Annotated in this window: 17 protein-coding genes; 4 read left to right on the top strand and 13 right to left on the bottom strand. The window is 65.9% G+C overall.

Going from position 1 to position 18122, the window contains the following annotated elements; genetic code table 11:
- Nucleotides 1-2 precede the first annotated feature (2 nt).
- A complete protein-coding gene (locus QF038_RS04755) occupies nucleotides 3-443 on the top strand; it encodes an SRPBCC family protein (RefSeq protein ID WP_307609136.1) in 441 nt (146 codons plus the stop codon).
- 14 nt (nucleotides 444-457) lie between these two features.
- Here QF038_RS04755 and QF038_RS04750 read toward each other — a convergent pair whose 3' ends face one another.
- From QF038_RS04750 to QF038_RS04725, 6 genes are all read right to left on the bottom strand, one after another.
- On the bottom strand, nucleotides 458-1393 hold the full coding sequence (locus QF038_RS04750) for a TM2 domain-containing protein (RefSeq protein WP_307609135.1): 936 nt from the start codon (nucleotides 1391-1393) through the stop codon (nucleotides 458-460).
- Between the two features lie 140 nt (nucleotides 1394-1533).
- Nucleotides 1534-3000 (bottom strand): FAD-dependent oxidoreductase, encoded by a 1467-nt coding sequence (locus tag QF038_RS04745; protein ID WP_307609134.1) that lies wholly within the window; start codon nucleotides 2998-3000, stop codon nucleotides 1534-1536.
- 98 nt (nucleotides 3001-3098) lie between these two features.
- Entirely contained in the window at nucleotides 3099-4364 is a 1266-nt protein-coding gene (gene cobA, locus QF038_RS04740; protein ID WP_307609133.1) for a uroporphyrinogen-III C-methyltransferase, read from the bottom strand.
- A gap of 280 nt (nucleotides 4365-4644) precedes the next feature.
- Complete coding sequence (locus tag QF038_RS04735; protein WP_307609132.1) at nucleotides 4645-5625, bottom strand: ABC transporter permease; 981 nt, start codon at nucleotides 5623-5625, stop codon at nucleotides 4645-4647.
- Complete coding sequence (locus tag QF038_RS04730; RefSeq protein ID WP_050054183.1) at nucleotides 5615-6340, bottom strand: ABC transporter ATP-binding protein; 726 nt, start codon at nucleotides 6338-6340, stop codon at nucleotides 5615-5617. Before QF038_RS04730 ends, QF038_RS04735 begins: the two co-directional genes overlap by 11 nt.
- A gap of 28 nt (nucleotides 6341-6368) precedes the next feature.
- Entirely contained in the window at nucleotides 6369-7508 is a 1140-nt protein-coding gene (locus QF038_RS04725; RefSeq protein WP_307613404.1) for an ABC transporter substrate-binding protein, read from the bottom strand.
- Nucleotides 7509-7828: 320 nt separating this feature from the next.
- Here QF038_RS04725 and QF038_RS04720 point away from each other — a divergent pair, with 320 nt between their 5' ends.
- Nucleotides 7829-8239, top strand: coding sequence for an Hpt domain-containing protein (locus QF038_RS04720; RefSeq protein ID WP_307609131.1), 411 nt, complete (start codon nucleotides 7829-7831; stop codon nucleotides 8237-8239).
- A gap of 6 nt (nucleotides 8240-8245) precedes the next feature.
- Here QF038_RS04720 and QF038_RS04715 read toward each other — a convergent pair whose 3' ends face one another.
- The 6 genes from QF038_RS04715 to QF038_RS04690 all read right to left on the bottom strand — a co-directional run bounded on the left by QF038_RS04715 (nucleotide 8246) and on the right by QF038_RS04690 (nucleotide 15663).
- The gene (locus QF038_RS04715) at nucleotides 8246-9412 is read right to left on the bottom strand and encodes an RtcB family protein (protein ID WP_307609130.1); all 1167 of its coding nucleotides are present in this window, start codon (nucleotides 9410-9412) and stop codon (nucleotides 8246-8248) included.
- Between the two features lie 263 nt (nucleotides 9413-9675).
- Complete coding sequence (locus QF038_RS04710) at nucleotides 9676-11085, bottom strand: sulfate adenylyltransferase subunit 1 (protein WP_307609129.1); 1410 nt, start codon at nucleotides 11083-11085, stop codon at nucleotides 9676-9678.
- Nucleotides 11085-12149: a sulfate adenylyltransferase subunit CysD gene (cysD, locus tag QF038_RS04705; RefSeq protein ID WP_307609128.1), complete on the bottom strand. Its 1065-nt coding sequence runs from the start codon at nucleotides 12147-12149 to the stop codon at nucleotides 11085-11087. Before cysD ends, QF038_RS04710 begins: the two co-directional genes overlap by 1 nt.
- Nucleotides 12146-12886, bottom strand: coding sequence for a phosphoadenylyl-sulfate reductase (locus tag QF038_RS04700; RefSeq protein ID WP_307613403.1), 741 nt, complete (start codon nucleotides 12884-12886; stop codon nucleotides 12146-12148). Before QF038_RS04700 ends, cysD begins: the two co-directional genes overlap by 4 nt.
- A 95-nt stretch (nucleotides 12887-12981) precedes the next feature.
- The gene (locus QF038_RS04695; RefSeq protein WP_307609127.1) at nucleotides 12982-14727 is read right to left on the bottom strand and encodes a nitrite/sulfite reductase; all 1746 of its coding nucleotides are present in this window, start codon (nucleotides 14725-14727) and stop codon (nucleotides 12982-12984) included.
- 54 nt (nucleotides 14728-14781) lie between these two features.
- Nucleotides 14782-15663, bottom strand: a complete 882-nt coding sequence (locus tag QF038_RS04690) for a sirohydrochlorin chelatase (RefSeq protein ID WP_307609126.1) — start codon at nucleotides 15661-15663, stop codon at nucleotides 14782-14784.
- A 61-nt stretch (nucleotides 15664-15724) separates the two neighbouring features.
- Between QF038_RS04690 and QF038_RS04685 the strand changes: the two genes are divergently transcribed.
- Both QF038_RS04685 and QF038_RS04680 read left to right on the top strand, forming a co-directional pair.
- A complete protein-coding gene (locus tag QF038_RS04685) occupies nucleotides 15725-16393 on the top strand; it encodes a trimeric intracellular cation channel family protein (protein ID WP_307609125.1) in 669 nt (222 codons plus the stop codon).
- 13 nt (nucleotides 16394-16406) lie between these two features.
- The gene (locus tag QF038_RS04680; RefSeq protein ID WP_307609124.1) at nucleotides 16407-16832 is read left to right on the top strand and encodes a hypothetical protein; all 426 of its coding nucleotides are present in this window, start codon (nucleotides 16407-16409) and stop codon (nucleotides 16830-16832) included.
- Nucleotides 16833-16964: 132 nt separating this feature from the next.
- On the opposite strand, the gene QF038_RS04675 is transcribed toward QF038_RS04680, so the two are convergent.
- Nucleotides 16965-17786: a DUF559 domain-containing protein gene (locus QF038_RS04675; protein WP_307609123.1), complete on the bottom strand. Its 822-nt coding sequence runs from the start codon at nucleotides 17784-17786 to the stop codon at nucleotides 16965-16967.
- Between the last annotated feature and the right edge of the window lie 336 nt (nucleotides 17787-18122).

The raw sequence follows: 18122 nt of genomic DNA, 5'->3' as shown, positions 1-18122 counted from the left end.
CCATGTCCACCGTGTCACAGCTGTTCAACACCCCCGCCGCCGATGTCTGGCGGGTCATTGCCGACGGCTGGCTCTATTCCGGCTGGGTAGTGGGTGCCTCAAGGATCCGCGCGGTGGATGACACCTGGCCGCAGCCCGGCTCACGCCTCCACCATTCCGTGGGGGCGTGGCCGATGGTGATCAACGACAGCACCCGGGTGACCGCTGCCCAGCCGGAGAAGTCATTGGAACTGGTGGCGCGCGGCTGGCCTCTGGGCGAGGCCAAGGTGGTGATCACCCTGCAGGACCAGGGCAACCAGTGCGTTGTCACCATGGCCGAGGATGCGATCCGCGGCCCGGGTAAGGCCCTACCCAAGGTTCTTCGGGACCCGATGATCACCATGCGCAACCGCGAGACGCTTAAGAGGCTGGAGCTGATGGCGGCAGGCGGAGCCGGGAAGTAGCGCGGGCGGGTTAACTACTGAGCGGTCAAAGTGAAGGTTGATGCCTGGTCACCGAAGTCATCGCTGACCACTACCTTGACCGGCCCCTTCTTGACGTCAAACGCAATGAGTCCCTGGCGGAGATCCCCGGCGCCCACTTCCTCAGTGGGCAGGCCGCCCAGGCCATCCTCAAGATAGATCCGTTCGCCCTGGTTGCCCTCTGAGTCGTAGACCTCGAAGTTCATCGGGGCGGCGGTGCTGGTTCCGGTGAGCGTTTCCCATGAGACCTCCACCACCAGGAACCCTCCGTTCGCCGGTTTCAGGTAGGACATGGCGGGAATCTCGGCGGCGTACAGGGAATCGAGGACGCCGATCTTTACGGTGTTGCCTTCGGAGACGGTGGCCACGAGGGAGTTTTCATCGGTGGTGCTTCCGGATGATGGAGCGGGCGCTGCCCGCGAGGCCGAGGGAAGAGGCGGCTGAACGGGAACATTCCTGCCCTCGAGGGCCTGGGCCGTAATGCTGATGGACACGATAGTGAGCAGGATTCCGGTGATCATGCTTGCGAGCCAGAGAACTCCGGTAATGATCCACGCCTTCTTTCTGTTCTCCGGGTAGCCTTCCAGCGGACGGCCATCCTTGTCCCTGGCATTCCCGGTCAGCGTGATGACCAGGTCAACGATGGCCCAGATACCCAGTCCGCCCAGCGTCAGCAGCTTGGCGACGCCGGTGCCGATCTTGCCGAGATAGAACCTGTCCGCGCCCAGGCTGCCCAGCAGGAGGGACAGAATCCAGGTGGTGACGAAGGACTTGCCCGGCCCGCCGGCGTAAGGAACCTGCCCGTACGGCTCCGGCTGGTAGCCGCCGGGCTGTCCTCCCTGGTAGTGCCCGGCGAAACTGGAAGGAGCGGGCGGAACCGGCGGAACTGACGCGCTGTTTTCGGGCGCAGGCGGGTAACTGGGTGAGCTCATGGCGGGTCCTTTGGTGAGGGCAGGCGGAATGGCAGCGGCTGGCCGGAGCCGGCAAGCGTTTGTCCAATGAATTTACTTTATCGGCCAAAAAAGTGGGATGGGCAGAAATGCCCATCCCACTGATTTGACTTCGAAAAGCGCTAGACCTGCGCGGCTACACCGTCGCGGGAGATGTCCACCATGTCCTCGCGCGGCACCACCTTGATCCGCTCACGCTTGACCTCAACACCATGTGAACCGCCTGCTTCCGTGGCCGCTGCGCCGAGGGCCAGTTCGTGGGCGTCCAGTGCCAGCCAGCCTTCCCAGCTGGTGAACTTCACGCCGCGGGCGTCGAGGAGTTCCACCACGGCGTCCTCGGCCGGAACGCTGGCCACCGGAAGGTTTTCGCGGTCTTCCAGCAGGTAGGTGACGGTCTCCAGGGCGTCGCCCTTGGTGTGGCCGATCAGGCCGACGGGACCGCGCTTGATCCAGCCCGTGGCGTAGATACCCGGCACATGGGTGCCGGAGGCATCCAGGACGCGGCCGCCGTTGTTCGGAACCACACCCTTCTTGTGGTCGAACTCGATCTCCGGCAGGGCGGAGCCGAAGTAACCGATGGCGCGGTACACGGCCTGGACCGGGTAGTCCACGAACTCGCCGGTGCCGCGGGCGTTGCCCGTGCCATCCAGCTCGGTGCGCTCGAACTTGATGCCGGCCACCTTGCCGGGCGTCTCGGCGTCGTCATAGATCTCCACCGGGCTGTGCAGGAAATGCAGGTGCAGGCGGCGGGAAGCCTTCAGCTCGGAGACGTCCTCGGGCTGCTCGGCGATCCAGTTGGTGAGCGTGCCAACCATGGTCTTGGTCTGGTTGTTCGTCTGGATCTGGCGGTCCGATTCCTCGTCGAACTCGAAGTCCTCCGGGTACAGGATGATGTCCACGTCCTTGGAGTGGGACAGCTCGCGCAGCTCCAGCGGGGTGAACTTGACCTGGGCGGGGCCGCGGCGGCCGAAGACGTGAACGTCGGTGACCGGCGAAGCCTTCAGGCCGGCGTAGACGTTGTCCGGGATTTCCGAGACCAGCAGGTCGTCGGCGTGCTTGGACAGGACGCGCGCCACGTCCAGGGCAACGTTTCCGTTGCCGATCACGGCGATTTCCTTGGCTTCCAGAGGCCATTCGCGGGGGACGTCCGGGTGGCCGTCGTACCAGGAGACGAAGTCCGCGCCGCCGTAGGAGCCGTCCAGCTCGATGCCGGGGATGTTCAGGTCCGCGTCCTTGATGGCGCCGGTGGCGAAGATGACGGCGTCGTAGTGGGTGCGGAGGTCCTCGATGGTGAGGTCGGTTCCGTAGTCCACGTTGCCGAAGAAGCGGATGTCGCCGCGGTCCAGGACCTTGTGCAGGGCGTTGACGATGCCCTTGATACGGGGGTGGTCCGGGGCCACGCCGTAGCGGATCAGGCCGTAGGGTGCCGGGTAGCGGTCAAAGAGGTCGATGCTGACGGTCAGCTCGCCGCTCTTGACAGCCTCGCTCTTGGTGAGGATGTCCGCGGCGTAGACGCCTGCCGGGCCGGAGCCCACGACGGCGACGCGCAGCGGACGGTCGGCAGAACCTACGGTGGTGCTTGATGACACGGCTGTGTTCCTTTTCTTGGATCCGTCCCAACTAAGTAGCGCTAAGTGTCGTTTTGAGGGCTCAAAACGACACTTGGCGCTACCCAGTTGGGTGGGGGCTAGGTGGTGACGGAGGTCTTGCGGGGGCTGTTCGGGGTGGTGGTTCCGTAATCAGCGGTTTTGAAGTGCGACGGCGCGAACGGGCTCACGCGCACCACGTCACCGATGACTATGACTGCCGGGTTGGCCACACCGGCGGCTTCCGCCTGGTCCGCGATGGAACCGAGGGTGCCGATGGTGACGCGCTGGTTGGGCAGGTAACCGTTCTCCACGATACCAACCGGGGTGTCCGCCGGCATGCCGGCTTTGCCCAGGGCGGACGCGGATTCGCGCAGCTGGCCCACACCCATCAGCAGCACCACCGTGTGGTCGGGGCGGGCCGGCACCTCCGAGAGTTCCTCGTGTCCGGTCACCACGCTGAAGCCCTTGGCGAGGCCGCGGTGCGTCACGGGGATGCCGGCTGCGGCGGGGACGGAAATCGCGGACGTGACGCCGGAAACCACCTCAACCTCGACGCCGTGCTGCCGGCAGTACTCGGCTTCCTCGCCGCCGCGGCCCAGGACGTAGGGGTCCCCGCCTTTGAGCCTGACCACGCGGTGGCCCTTGAGTGCTTCGGCAACGAGGATCTGGTTGATCTCTGACTGCGGCACCGGGTGGTGGCCCGGGGTCTTGCCAACCTCGATGACGCGGACATCCGGTGCCAGTTCGTTGAGCAGTTCGCGGGGGCCCAGGCGGTCTGCCACCACAACGTCGGCCTGGCCCAGGAGCCGGCGGCCGCGGACGGTGATGAGCCCGGTGTCGCCGGGACCGCCGCCCACCAGGGCAACGGAACCATTACTGGCGGCCCGGCGGCGGCGCAGCGGAAGGTCGCCGGTTTCGAGAGCAGTGGCGACGGCGTCACGGACGGCCATGGCGCGGCGCGGGTCTCCCCCGGCGTTCACGGCAATTTTGACGTCGTCCACTTCTGCGACGGCAGGGGTCCAGGCGGCGGAGGCTTCATGGTCGGAGGCATTGACGCACCAGATGCGCTGAGCATCGGCGTCGGCGGAAACCTGGGCGTCCACCGCGGAATCACCGGTGGCGGTCTGGACGAACCAGACGCCGTCGACGTCGGAGGAAGAGTAGGTGCGCGGTTCCCAGGTCAGGAGGCCGGCGTCGGCCAGTTCCCGGAGTGCAGCGCAGGTAACGGGAGCCACGACGGTAACCCGTGCACCCGCGTCGAGCAGCCCCTTGGCGCGGCGCGCAGCAACGGGGCCGCCGCCCACCACCAGCACGGGGCGGCCGAGAAGGCGCAGTGCTGTGGGGTAGATATCCTGAATTGCCATGAATCAACGGTAGGGCCGCGTCACAATCGCCCACAAAGGCCGAGCAACACCAGTTCACGTAAGGTAACGCTGCGTCACATAGTGCCGCAGGCGGGATGGGCCGCCCAGTCCTGGCATAACTGCGTAACTTTTGGGTCCAGCGCAGAACCCGGCCGGTGGAATGACGCGGCGGGTGCGGCGACAGGCGGACAAAAGTTACGCCTTTGGGTCCCCCGGACACAGCAAAGCCCGACGGCGGGAGTCGCCGTCGGGCTTTGCTGAAGGTGAGTTCGGGGCTGGCTTAGCGGGTGCTGCCGGAGAGGAGGCCGCGGCTGCGCAGGAGCCTCTTTTCGATCGGTGCGAACACCAGCAGTTCGATCAGGATGCCAACGGCGAGGATCAGCAGGATTGCGGCCATCACCACGGACATATCGGACAGCTGCCGGCCCTGGTCCAGCAGCGAGCCCAGGCCAAAGCCGATGGTGCCGCCCACCGCGATGATTTCCGCGGCCATCAGTGAGCGCCACGAGAACGCCCAGCCCTGCTTGAGGCCGCTCAGGTACCCGGGCAGAGCAGCAGGAAGGATGATCTGCAGTGCCATCTGGAGCCGGGACGCACCCAGGACGATGCCCACCCGGCGGTACTGCGGCGGGATCTGGTCCACGCCGGAAACGAGCCCGTTGATGATGGAGGGGATGGCGCCCATCAGGATCACGAAGTACACGGTGGCGTCGGTCAGGCCGAACCAGATGATGGCGGCTGGAACCCACGCCACGGACGGCAGCACCTGCAGTCCGGAAATCAGTGGCCCGAAAGCCCTGCGGAGCGGAGCCACCTGGGCCAGCAGCAGGCCGACGGGGGTGGCAATGACAACGCTGATCACAAAACCGATAATGCCGCGCTGCATGGAGGTCCAGACGGATTCCTGGAGCTTGCCCTCGTTCCACAGCACGCCCATCTGGGTCACAACGTCCAGCGGGCCGGGCACCAGATCGCGGCGCTTCACGCCAAGCGAGACGTAGAACTGCCAGATGAGCACCAGAACCACCAGGGCGGCGATGGGCAGGAGTACCCGGCTCCAGTCCACCCGGTGTTTACGGTCGGCGTCGGACTGCAGGGAGTCCAGGCCGGACTCAAGTTCCCGAAGATCCTCGTGGCCGGTGGAAGTCCGCGTCAAAGCGGCATGCACGTGAGGGGTTTCGGAGGGTTCGGTGATTGAGCCTGTCGAAATCCTGGTTTCGACAGGCTCAACCGCCGGATCAGACACGGAGTTACTTGGCATGGCGGCGAATCTCCTCACGCAGCCGGGCGGTGATGACCCCGGTCAGCTGGCCGGCAAGCCCGGCATCGGTTCGGTGTTCCTCGGTGACTGCCCATTCCTGGACAACGCGGCCCGGGCGGGAGGACAGCAGCAGGACGCGCTGGCCCAGCCGCACGGCCTCGCGGACGTTGTGGGTCACGAAGACGATGGTGCGCCCGGTTTCCTTCCAGATGCGCTCCAGTTCGTCGTGCAGGAGGTCGCGGGTGATGGCGTCCAGAGCGGCGAACGGCTCGTCCATCAGCAGCAGCTGCCGGTCCTGTGCCAGGGAACGGGCCAGGGACACACGCTGCCGCATGCCGCCGGACAGCTCGTGCGGGCGTTTGTCCCCCGCGGTGCCAAGGTGCACCAGCTCAAGGAGCTCCTGCGCCTTCGCCTTGCGCTCGGCCTTGCCCATGCCGCGCAGCTTGAGCGCCAGTTCGATATTCTCCCGGGCCGTGAGCCAGGGGAACAGCGCGGCGTCCTGGAACATAAACGCGGCACCGTCGCTGGGCACTTCGAGGGCGCCCGACGTCGGCGCCTCGAGTCCGGCGATGATGTTCAGCAGGGTGGATTTGCCGCAGCCGGAGGCACCGAGGAGGGCGACGAACTCGCCCTGGCCGATGTTGGCGTTGACGTCGTCCAGCACCGGGGCGCCATCGCCGAAGCGCTTGCCCAGGTTTTCCAGTACGACTGGCATGGTGCCGTCCTTAGGTAGGTGGGGTGGATCAGTTTTGGCCGAGGCCGGCGGCGGAAATCTTGATGGTGCTGCCTGTGGCGGCAGTGACCTCGTTCAGGGGGCGGAGGTCGAACAGTCCGTTGAGGTTGGCCAGCTTGGTGGTGCCGGCCTCCACGCCGTCCTGCAGCAGCCGGGGGTAGCTTCCGGCCAGCGGGTCCAGGGTGAAGGTGATGTTGGCCAGGGACCGCGCAAGGACGTCATCCGCCAGTGCCGCGCCTGCTGATTCCTGCAGGGCGGAGTTGATGACGGCGGCCTTCTGCGCCGCGGGCGCTTCGTTCAGCCACGCAACGGACTTCGCATGACCAGCGAGGAGCGCCTTCACGGTGTCCGGGTGGTCGGCCGCGAATTTTTGGTTCACGATCAGGACGGTGGTGGGGAATTCGCCGGGCTTGCCGGTGCCTGTGCCGTCCCACAGGTCCTTTTCGTCCACCAGCACCTTCGCTCCGGCCTGGAGCACCAGACGGGACGCCCACGGCTCAGGTAACCAGGCGCCGTCGAGCTTTCCGTCCTGGAAAAGCTTCAGGGTCTGCGCGTTTTCGGTGGGGTTGATGGCGACGTCGCCGCTGCCGTCCACGTTGGTTTTGTACCCCTGGTCCGCGAGCCAGGCGCGCAGGGCAACATCCTGCGTGCCGCCCAGCTGCGGGGAAGCCAAAGTCTTGCCCAAGAGGCCCGCAGCCGAGCTGATCTCCGGTTTGACCACCAGTTGGGCACCACCGGCAGCGGCCCCGGCAACGATCCTGACGGACTCCCCCTGGCTCTTGACGAAGGAGTTGATGGCCGGGTTGGGGCCGATGTAGGCGGCGTCGATGGCACCGGCATTGAGCGCCTCAATGGCGGCAGGACCGGCGTTAAACGTCTCGGTGCTGAGCGCGGTGCTGCCCAGGGCTTCGGCCAGGAAACCCTGCTTGATGCCGACCAGTGCGGGAGCGTGCGTGACGTTGCCAAAGTAGCCCAGCTTCAGTTCTGCGGCCGGAGCGGGTTCAACTGCCTGGGCCTCGGTATTGCGGGAAACAGTGGACCCCACCACGGCGCCGAGGGCGATCAGCAGCACCAGCCCGATGGCCAGGGCAGCCTCGATGGCACGCTTGCGCTGGGGAACAGCGCTTTCGCCTGCCACGATGCGGGTCATCCCGGGCTTGGAACTAGTCATTGTTTCACCATAGGGAGTGACCCAAACCCGTTCAACGAAGCGGAAACGGGGGGTCACGAAGGTTCATGTAGCGTCACATTCCGCTGCACCACTTGGGGTCTGCGCTGTTGCCCGCCCGCAAGAATCGAGTACTCGCTACTCGTGCTTCCCGGCGCCCTGCCACGTAGCGTCCATAAAAGTCCTGCTGGGGAGGCTCATAAGCGAATTGACTTATAGGGGCAGGTCATGGGTAACGAGCTGTGCAGGCATAAGTGTTACGTGGTTGGGCCCGGCGCCGGGACTGGCCTCGAGGCGTTGCTGTGACCGAGGGCGACGCCTATGCCCCGCTCCTGGACCCCTCAGTGCTGGAGAGGCTGCGCGATGAACTCGAGGACGATGAGGGCGTCTGGAAGGTGTTCGTGCAGAACTTTATCGAGCAGCTCCCCGAACGGAATGAGAGGCTGCGGCAGGCATTGACCACCGGTGACGTCACGGGGGCCATGGATGCCGTACTCAGCCTCAAAACTTCCAGCCAGATGGTGGGCGCGGAACGGCTGGCTGGCCTGGTTATGGACCTGGAGCAGGCCCTGCGCCATGACATCCTCGGCAGCGATCCGGCCGTAGCGCTGCCCCAGCTGGCCGCGGCCCATCTCCGGCGGATCAAGCAGTGCAGCCGGCAGACCACCTACCTCCTCCAGGCCACGCTGAAGCGGAAGCCGGACGGGGGCTGAGCGGCTTCAGTTGCCCTTGACATTAATCAGTTGCCGCAGCTTGTGCCGGACCTTGACCAGGTCTGCGGCGTCCTGCATCACCTGGTCGATGGGTTTGTAGGCGGCCGGGATTTCGTCGATGAAGGCTTCCGAAGCCCGGAACTCGATCCCGCGCATGGCCTTCTTCAGCTCGTCCAGGCTGAAGGTCCTGCGGGCGGCGTTGCGTGAGTACTCCCGGCCGGCCCCGTGTGGTGAGGAGTTCAGGGAGGCGGGGTTGCCCAGGCCTTCCACCACATACGACGCCGTCCCCATGGATCCTGGAATCAGTCCGGGATCGCCGGGCCCGGCCTGGATGGCGCCTTTCCGGGACACCCAGACTGACCTGCCATAGTGGGTTTCCTGCTGGGTGAAGTTGTGGTGGCAGTTAATCCGTTCGCGCTCCTGCACCCGGCCGCCCACCCAGCGGCCGAACTGGCTGCTGAGGCGGTCCATCATCTCCTCCCTGTTCAGGAGCGCGAAGTGCTGGGCCCAGCGCAGCTCTGCCATGTAGCGGTCGAACTGCGGCGTGCCCTCGTCCAGATAGGCAAGGTCCGGGTGGGGCAGGTGGATCTGGTGCTTCCGCGACACGTGCTGGGCGACGCCGATGTGATGCTGGGCGATTTTGTTGCCGATGCCGCGTGAACCGGAATGCAGGAACAGCCAGACGGCGTCGGTCTCATCGGCGCAGACTTCGATGAAGTGGTTGCCCGAGCCCAGAGACCCGAGCTGCAGCTCCCATTTGGCCACATACTGGGCCGGGTTGAACCCCGATTTGGCAGCGAGCTGCTTCAGTTCGGCGATCCGCGGCTCCGCGCTGGGCAGCACGGTCCTGTTGTTGTGCCCCGCGGAGAGCGGAATGACACGTTCGATGTCTTCACGGAGCTTTTTGCGGTCCTTCGGGAGGTCCGTCAGCGAGTACTGGGTCCGGACGGCGATCATGCCGCAGCCGATGTCGACGCCTACGGCCGCGGGGATGATCGCGTGCAGCGTGGGAATCACCGAGCCCACGGTGGCACCCTTGCCCAGGTGGGCATCGGGCATGAGGGCCAGGTGGGGATAAATGAAGGGCAGCTCCGCCGTCATCACGGCCTGCTCCCGGGTCTGGACATCCAGGATCGACGCCCAGTTGAGCAGCTTGCTGTTGATGGTTTCCATGTGCCGCCTCCCACTGCCGGATGAGGACTAACGTGAGTCTTAGGCTACCGCCCGGTCCCCAAGGCCGCCTTGAACCGGTTCCCCGGAAGGAGACGCACCATGGTGAACACACCGGGAGCAATGCGGACTTCCAGAAGCTCAAGTCAACCCTGGAGGGCGGCGCAGCCCCCAGTTGACGGGGAAACGGCAAAACCGCGGCTTGTTCACAAAACCGGACCGTGAAGGTTAGGTTTTACGAACAAGCCACGGTTTCGGTGGCGGACCTAGATGCTGTAGCGCTCGTCCTCGTGGTCGCCCGGGTGGTCCTTGACCAGGCCGGCCGCCAGCGTGTTGCCGTCCAACGGATCGATCACCAGGAACGCGCCGGTGCGGCGGTGGTGCAGGTAGTTCTCCAGCGGCAGCGGTGCGGCGAGCCGGAGCTGCGCGTGGCCGATGTCGTTCAGCTCAAGGTTGGAGGCGGGCTCCAGCTTGAAGGACGCCAGATCCAGCTTGCCGGACACGTTGCGGACCAGGGCCTGCACCGTGCGGGTGCCGTGCTTGACCAGCACCTTCTGGCCTTCGCGGAGCGGCTTTGGGGACAGCCAGCACAGCGCTGCGTACAGGTCGGCCGAGGCTTCGCGGACGGTGCCGGCAGCAGCAATGGTGTCACCGCGGGCGACGTCGAACTCCTCGGCCAGGCGGATCGCCACGGACTGCGGCGCGGCGGCTTCCTCCAGGGAGGCGCCGGCGAAGTCGATGCCCACCACCGTGGTGGTGCGCGGGTCCTGGCCGGGCGTCAGTACTGAGACCCTGTCCCCCACCTTGACGGAGCCTTCGGTGATCTGGCCGGCGTACGCGCGGTAGTCACGGTAGGCCTCGACGTCCAGGCCGGCTGCAACGGCGTCCGGAGCGAGGGCGCCCTGTGGCCGGACAACCAGCTGCACCGGGAAGCGGAAGCTCTCCAGGTGGCTTTCCAGTTCGTCAGCAGCCGGGAGGGTTTCGAGCACCTCGAGCAGCGCGGGGCCGGTGTACCAGGGGGTCCGCTCGGAGCGCTCCACCACGTTGTCGCCGTCGAGCGCGGACACCGGGATGACCAGCAGGTCGGCGATGCCATCCGAGCCAAGGCCCAGCTCCCGCCCAACCTGCTGCACGTCGGCTTCGATCTCGCGGAACACGGACTCGCTGAAGTCCACCAGGTCGATCTTGTTCACAGCCACGATCACGTGGGCCACGCGCAGCAGCTGCAGCACGGACAGGTGCCGGCGGGTCTGCTCCAGCACACCCTTGCGGGCGTCAATGAGGACGACGACGGCATCCGCCGTGGACGCGCCGGTCACCGTGTTCTTGGTGTACTGGACGTGCCCGGGGCAGTCGGCCAGAATGAAGCTGCGGCGGTCCGTGGCGAAGTAGCGGTAGGCGACGTCGATGGTGATGCCCTGTTCGCGCTCGGCGCGCAGGCCGTCCGTCAGCAGGGCGAGGTCGATGCCGCCCTTCTCGCCGCCGAACCCGCGGTCCGCTGAGGTGCGGGCAACGGCGTCGAGCGTGTCAGCCAGGATGGCCTTGGAATCGTGAAGGAGGCGGCCCACCAACGTGGACTTGCCGTCGTCGACCGATCCTGCGGTGGCGAACCGGAAGAGAGTGGTGGGCAGGCCTTCGTTGATTGAGCCTGTCGAAATCTCGGAAATCGTGCTCATTAGAAATACCCGTCCTTCTTGCGGTCTTCCATCGCGGCCTCGGAGATGCGGTCATCTGCCCGGGTAGCGCCACGTTCGGTGAGGGTGGAGGCAGCAACTTCAACCACCACGTCGGAGACGGTGTACGCGTCGGACTCCACGGCGCCGGTGCAGGACATGTCCCCCACAGTGCGGTAGCGGACGGTCTTGGTGATGACGTCCTCGTGCGGCAGCGGCTGGGACACCTCGCCCACCGCGCGCCACATGCCGTCGCGGGCGAAGACCTCGCGCTCGTGGGCGTAGTACAGGCCGGGCAGCTCGATGTTCTCACGCTCGATGTAGCGCCAGATGTCCAGCTCGGTCCAGTTGCTGATGGGGAACGCACGGACGTGCTGGCCCACAGTGTGGCGGCCGTTGTACAGGTTCCAGAGCTCGGGGCGCTGGTTGCGCGGATCCCACTGGCCGAACTCGTCGCGCAGGCTCAGGATGCGCTCCTTGGCGCGGGCCTTGTCCTCGTCCCGGCGGCCGCCGCCGAAGACGGCGTCGAACTTGTTGGACTGGATAGCGTCCAGCAGCGGGACGGTCTGCAGCGGGTTGCGGGTGCCGTCGGCACGCTCAGCCAATTCGCCGCGGTCGATGAACTCCTGCACCGAGCCCACCACGAGCTTCAGGCCCAGCCGCTCAACGGTCCGGTCACGGAAGTCGATGACCTCGGGGAAGTTGTGGCCGGTGTCCACGTGCAGCACGGGGAACGGAACCTTGCCCGGCCAGAACGCCTTGGTGGCCAGGTGGAGCATCACCACCGAATCCTTGCCGCCGGAGAACAGCAGCGCGGGCTTCTCGAACTCGGCAACAACCTCGCGGATGATGTGGATGGCCTCGGACTCGAGGGTGTCCAGGCTGCTCAGTCGGGTTGATCCGCCGAATGCCGCCCCCGCCCCTTCGCCGCGCGGCTGATCTTCGATCAGTCCAGCGCGCGGCTCCGACAGGCCCGAAGCCACTCCCTGGGCGGCATTCGGCGTCTCAGTAGCGTCAGTTTCCAGCACAGACAGCTCCAGATCCTCGTTGGTGGTTTGGGTGCTCATACGTGTAGTCCGCATTCTGTCTTGTCGGTGCCTGCCCAGCGGCCGGCGCGGGGGTCGTCGCCGGGCGCCACCTTGCGGGTGCAGGGCTGGCAGCCAATGGAGGGGTAACCCTGGGAAAGCAGCGGGTTGACGGGCAGGAGGTTGTCGTCCGAGTACTGGACCAGCTGGTCGAACGTCCACGCGGCCACCGGGTTGACCTTGACCAGGCCGTTGGCCTCGTCCCAGGTGACCAGCGGGGTGTTGGTGCGGGTGGGGGCCTCGTCGCGGCGGACGCCCGTGAACCAGAGCTCGTAGCCGGACAGGGTGCGGCGCAGCGGAGCCACCTTGCGGAGGGCGCAGCACTGGGCGGCATCGCGGGCGAAGAGGTCCTTGCCCAGGAGCCGGTCCTGCTGCTCCACGGTGTTCTCGGGGAGCACGTCCACCACGTTGACGCGGAGGTTCGCTGCCACCTCGTCGCGTGTGGCGTAGGTTTCCGGGAAGTGGTAGCCGGTCTCCAGGAACAGGACGTCGACGCCGGGCAGCTGGTCCGCGACCAGGGCCGGCAGGACGGCGTCGGCCATGGAACAGGCTACGGCCACCGCGGGCAGCTCAAAGTTGCGCTCCACCCAGGCGATGACATCGCGGGCGGGGGCGTCCCAGCCGAGCTCCGCAGCGCCGGCTTCGGCGAGGGCCTTCAGCTCCTCCTTGCTGCGGAGCTTGGGGGTTTCGGCAGCCTTGGTTTCGACAAGCTCAACCACCGGGGTTTCGGCAGCCTTGGTTTCCACAAGCTCAACCACCGTCGCCTCTGCCTCGGCAGGCGCAACCACCGGGTCCAGTCCGAGTGCGTGCTTACTCACTGGAGTGCCTCCTCGTCTGCTGCGTGCGCCCACTCGGCGAAGGTCTGGCCTTCGGCGCGCTGCGCCACGAAGGTGCGGACTACGCGCTCCACGTAGTCGGGCAGGTCGTCAACGTACACCTTGAGGCCGCGGACGGTACGTCCCAGCCCGGCCTCCTCGCGGTCGTTGGAAGCCAGCCCGCCGCCCAGGTGGACCTGGAAACCCGGGGAGGGGTCGCCGTCGGGCGTGGGAAGCATCATGCCCTTAAGGCCGATGTCCGCCGTCTGGATCCGGGCGCAGGAGTTGGGGCAACCGTTGATGTGCAGGGACAGTGCGTGCGGCAGTTCGCCGGAGGCGGCGAGGTCACCCAGGCGGCGTTCCAGCTCAGCCACGGCGGTGGCGGCCGTGTGCTTTGTCTCCACGATGGCCAGTTTGCAGTACTCGATGCCTGTGCAGGCAATGGTGCCGCGGCGGAACACGGACGGGCGGGCGGACAGGCCCAGGGCGTCCAGCTCGGCCACGAGGGGCTCCACCTGGTCCTTCTCGACGTCCAGGACCACGAGCTTCTGGTGGGGGGTGGTGCGCAGCCGGTAAGAGCCGCGGGCCTCCAGGGTGTCCGCAAGCTTCACCAGTCCGGAACCGGACAGGCGGCCGGCCAGCGGGGTGGCGCCGATGAAGAACTTGCCGTCCTTCTGCTCGTGCACGCCGATGTGGTCGCCGGGGGTGGTGGGCTTTGGCGCGGCCGGACCGTCGGCCAGCTTGTAACCGAGGTATTCGTCCTCGAGAATCTGGCGGAACTTCTCCGGACCCCAGTCGGCCATCAGGAACTTCAGGCGCGCCTTGGTGCGCATGCGGCGGTAGCCGTAGTCGCGGAAGATGCTGGTGACGCCGAGCCATACATCCGCGGCCTGCTCGGGCTTGACGAATGCACCCAGGCGCTTGCCGAGCATGGGGTTGGTGGACAGCGCGCCGCCGGCCCAGAGGTCGTAGCCAATGCCCAGCTCGGGGTGGCGCACGCCTACGAGGGCGAAGTCGTTGATCTCGTGGACCACGTCCTGGCTGGGGTGGCCGGTGATCGCGGTCTTGTACTTGCGGGGCAGGTTGGACAGCAGCGGGTTGCCGATAAACCGCTCGCCCAGCTCTTCGATCAGGGGCGTGGGGTCGATGATCTCGTCCTTGGCGATGCCGGCAACGGGCGAGCCCAGGATAACGCGGGGAACGTCGCCGCAGGCCTCGGTGGTGGACAGGCCAACACCTTCAAGGCGGGTCCAGATCTCGGGGATGTCCTCAACCCGGATCCAGTGCAGCTGGATGTTCTGGCGGTCCGTGAGGTCGGCAGAATCGCGGGCGAAGTCCACCGAGATCTGGCCGATGACGCGCAGCTGCTCGGTGGTGAGCGCGCCGCCGTCGATCCTCACGCGGAGCATAAAGTACTTGTCCTCAAGCTCGTGCGGCTCAAGGGTTGCGGTCTTGCCGCCGTCGATCCCGGGCTTGCGCTGGGTGTAGAGGCCCCACCAGCGGAACCGGCCGTGCAGGTCCTGGCCGGGGATGGCGTCGAAGCCCTCTTTGGAGTAGATGGTCTCGATACGCTCGCGCACGTTAAGGCCGTCGTCTTCCTGTTTCCAGGTTTCGTTGGCGTTCAGGGGCGTTTTGCCGTCCACTTTCCACTGCCCGTGCGGTTTCGCGGCGGGTCGGGACGGGCGGGCCGGGCGCTTCGGGGCGGCGGTGTCCGCGGACGCTCCGGCTAGAGCTGTATCAGTCATGCATCGACTGTAGGTCCCGTCCGAAGAGCGTCACAAAGGCCCGGAAACGTTGAGTCACCTAGGGAAATATTTCGTCACGAAACGCCGGACGGCCTTGAAGAAGCCACCCTCCTGTGCATCGGCTGGCCGCCCTGAGGGTGCTGCTTCAGGGGCATTGGCTGGTGCTGTGGAAGGCGCTTCAGAGGGTGCCGCCGCGAGGACTTCCCGGGCCTTCGCGACGGCGGCGTCGTACCGTTCCAGCGCGATCTCCGCCAGCACGGGTGACGGCAGCAGGGGTTCGGTCACGACGTCGGCCCCCGCCTTTGCCAGCTGGTCGTGGAAGTAGCCCGGCGCCAGGAGGTAGGAGGCAATCACCACACGGCCGCCGACGTCGACAGCCCCCGCAGACTCCCCCGCGCCGGCACCTCCCTCAAGTTCCTCGCGAAGCATTGCGACGGCGTCGGGCACGGACGGCTTGGCGGAGGCACCATAGGCGGCCACTATCCGGTTGGACCGCAGCTCCTGAAGCTGGCCCAGCAATTCTTCAACGCTGACGGCAGCCTTGGGGTTGGATGAACCCGCGGCGGCGAGGACAATCACGTCATTGTCCGTGACTCCCGCTTCGCGCAGCCGCTGGTCGAGGAGGGCGGCGAGGCGCGGATCCGGGCCCAGCGGAGCGGCCGCCGCACTTCCCGGCCGGCTCTTCACGGCCCGCGCAATATCCACCTTCACGTGGTAGCCCACACTGAGCAGCAACGGCACCACGACGGCGGACTCACCCGCCGGCAGGCCCGCCACCACGTCCACCAGATCGGGCTGCTGGACATCCACGTAGGCTTCCCGGACGTCGAGGCCCGGACGGAGCGCTGCAATGGCATCGCGCAGGGCGTTGACCTCCGCGGCGCCTTGTGTGTTGGACGTCCCATGGGCGCAGGCGATCATGATGGGGCTGTTCATAGGGGCTAGCGTAACGTTGGAGCCGCCCTGTCCGCCCTCTTTGTAACCGCCGGGACGCTCCATGACATTCCCCTTTGACAACGCGCCCGTGTGGCTGGACCTGCTGGGCGTCTTCTTCTTTGCCGTCTCGGGTTCACTGCTCGCGGCGCGCAAGCAAATCGACATTGTGGGATCCCTGTTGCTGGCTTCCCTGGTGGGCCTCGGCGGCGGTGTAATCCGCGACATCATCCTTGGCGTGGTCCCGGCAGCCTTCACCAACCCCGCCTACCTGGTGCCGCCGCTGCTGGCCACGGTCCTGGTGTATTTCCTGTTCTCCAGAATCCAGCGGTACACGTCCCTGCTCACCCTGTTCGACGCCGGCGGGCTGGCCTTGTTCTGCATGACGGGCACCCTCAAAGCGCTGGCGACGGGCCTGAATCCAGTCGCATCGGTTCTCCTGGGGGTGACGTCGGCGGTGGGCGGGGGCCTGCTGCGGGACGTGGTTGCCAACGAGGTTCCGGAGCTTTTTAATCCCAAGGACATCTACGCGCTGCCGGCCTTCCTGGGGGCTGCCATGACCGCTGTCCTGTGGGTCCTGGGCGTGTTCAATGTTTTGACTGCAGCCGTGATCGCGGCGCTGGTCTTCACATTCCGGGTCCTGGCCTGGCGGCGCTCCTGGCAGGCCCCGCTCGCCGTGCGGGGGTGGCACCGGGCAGGGGCCCGCAACGGCGAATCACAGGGCCTCGATTAGCTAGGATATGAGCATGACTGACATGTTCCTCGAGAAGTTCCGCGCGCTTGTTCCGAAGTATCTCGAGGATGAATGGCAGGAAGAGGACGGCTTGTCCCCCGAGGAGCTGGACAAGGCCCTCGCCGACCACCAATTCCAGATTCCCCTGGTCCTGCGCGAGTTCTACCTGGCCATCGGCGGCTGCGAGGACCTGATGGAGGCGTACCACTACTTCTGGGATCCGGACGAGCTCGAAGTTGACGACGAGGGCTTCCTGATGTTCCTTGAGGATGAGGACGAGGAATATACCTGGGGCTTCCGGGTGGGCGATCTCGGCGTCCCGGATCCCATCGTGTACCGGCGCAACAACGCCCGGGGTCAGTGGAAGTCCGAAGAGGGCACCTTCTCCGAGTTCGTGTTCGACATGTTCGAGTGGGCCTTCGAGGACGACGAAGACTAGGGTTTCCGGCGGCTGCTGCTGGTGCTTACGCTTGGCTGCCCGCTGAGTCTCCCCAGGTTTTGAGCTTCTGACCGGCGTGTCCCGTAAATACGGCGGCGTTTCTGCCCGGCTCGGATTGAAACATGGGGAATCTCAGCGCACCACCCTGCCCCGCAGCACCTGCCACACCTCGTTTACGATCTTTTGCGGGTTGTAGACCACGTCTGCGTAGCCGTACCGGAGCACCGCATAACCGGAAAGCGTGCTCGCGTTGTTCCTGCCCCTGTCCTTCTTGACCTGCCGGGGCTCAAGGTGCGTGCCGCCGTCGATCTCCACAATGAGAAATCCTTCCAGGAGGAAGTCCACAATCCCGATCCCCGCCAGCTCCACCTGCGTCTCGGTATGGATTCCCTCGCTGCGGAAAAGGATGCGTGCCAGTACCTCGACGGGCGAGTCGGCCGTCCCGTCCACCAGCTCCAGCACCCTTCGGGCAGCGCCGTTCCGTCTACCCGGCAGCCGTTCATGCAGATAGCCAAGAGTTGTCACCCCTTGCCGCGCCGCGCTTTCCACCATGACCGCAGCTTCCACCGCCGGAAGGCAGCGCAGGCAATGTAGAAGGACGTCGGTGGTACTGGCCACCGGGCGCGGCCCATCGGGAGGAACCAGGGATTCCCGGTGGACCACCGCATCCTTGGGCCCCCCGTGCCGGCACAAAAGGTGGAGGGCCTGAGGTTCATGCAGCACCCAGAGCCGGCGATGAACCGCCGCAGAGGCGCACGTCAGCATGCCGTTGGCGAGGACAGCTCCCGTCATGTCCGCACGAGCGTCCGGCAGCGCCACTACTCCATGCCGAAGCCGTCGTATTTCGCCGCCCGCCACAGCGTTGCGGATGTTGCGGTCAGTAAAACCGGCTTGGAGGATCGTCGACGTGCGGGCAACCGAGCCGGCATGTTTGAGGAAACGGGTCAGGTCCATGCAGCCAGCAGACCCAAACTTCAGCACCCATGGCAGGGCGGTCAGGCTCTATGTGGACAAAGAGACCGCTGAATCTCCCCGGCTTATAGGGCACGCCCCTGCGTGTCGTCGAGACATGCCGGGAGATTGACCAGTCTCGTCCTAAAAGCTGGGGAAAACCAGCGGGAGAAAGTTTTGACATAGACAGTAACAAGGGACTTGCGCCTTGTGACAGATCTGTCATAGACTGTTCACGGATCCGCTAAACGCCTCCGGCGGGTCTGATGCGAACGGAGAGATAGCCTCGGTTCACAGCAACGTATGACTCGTATTGTTGCTGCGGACCGGGGCTATCCC

Origin of the sequence: Pseudarthrobacter sp. W1I19 (assembly GCF_030817835.1) — a bacterium.
In the GTDB taxonomy this organism is placed as follows: Bacteria; Actinomycetota; Actinomycetes; order Actinomycetales; family Micrococcaceae; genus Arthrobacter.
Note: the sequence above shows the minus strand (reverse complement) of the source record. Positions and strands in the feature narration are given on the sequence as shown.